The sequence below is a fragment of the Psychrobacter sp. FME13 genome (assembly GCF_014861395.1).
Lineage (GTDB): Bacteria > Pseudomonadota > Gammaproteobacteria > Pseudomonadales > Moraxellaceae > Psychrobacter.
The window spans coordinates 1-963 of record NZ_RRYV01000328.1 but is presented as its reverse complement, the minus strand read 5'-3'; the positions used below and the strand labels follow the sequence as shown (position 1 = coordinate 963).

At 40.5% G+C, this 963-nt stretch carries 1 protein-coding gene; it reads right to left on the bottom strand.

Translation table 11 applies throughout. The features are described from left to right. Nucleotides 1–881, bottom strand: an 881-nt coding sequence (locus tag EI164_RS16395; protein ID WP_192521030.1) for a TonB-dependent receptor plug domain-containing protein, incomplete at its 3' end; no start/stop codon positions are given. Nucleotides 882–963 lie beyond the last annotated feature (82 nt).

Here is a 963-nt window from a genome sequence, read left to right as displayed (position 1 = left end):
ACTTTAGCCTCTTTATCTTGGTCATTAATCGCACTTTCACCATCTCTATAAGCACCGTTTACACGCACACCAAACTGTTTGTCTTCACCGAATCGGCGGCCAACATCTACACTCCCACCAAGCTGCGAGTCTGATATGTACTTAGTCGTCAATCGAGTGAGTGGCTCATCACCTGCTCGCTTAGTGACTAGATTCACAGAGCCACCTACAGAGCCGTTAGGTGACATACCATTGAGCATTGCTGACGGACCTTTGAGTACCTCAACACGCTCAAACATTTCAGGCGAACTGCGGTAATAAGGCGCCATACCAGACAATCCATTTACTGTCACATCATTACTATTCGAAGCAAAACCACGGATAGAATAACTTTCAAGATTTTCTCCACTTCCTCCACTGGTATAAACAGAGGGATCCGTTGCAGCAATAATCTCACTAATATCTGTGGCTTGCTGATCCTCAATAAATTTATCAGTATAACTAATGGCACTAAATGGTGTTTCTAAAAAGTCTTTGTTTCCCAAAAATCCAACATGATTGGTATAAGTTACTTGCCCTCCAGAATAGGTTTGATTATCGTTGCCTTCAGCCACTACTGTTATCGCTGGTAGTGTGGTAGTTGGTATCTCTTGATTGGCTCCTAAATCTATATTTTGGTTTTGCTGTTCGGTATCCAATTCATTAACTTGCTGACTGCTGGTCAGGTCGCTACCTTCCTGTGCATAAGCTGATGGCACACATATAAATACGGTCCCAGCCGCTATGCCTAAAGCCATCGCAAGCTTTGCCGATACAATATAATTAAGGGCGAAAGACGGTTTGGTCTGTGTCGTCCATCGTTTAACATTACTTTTATGATTTAGCTGCTGAAGTTGATACATAAAAACATCCTCTTATTTTTGTAAAAATATAAATACGAATAAAAACACAAATGATAATCATTAATAATTTTAGATAAAAAAC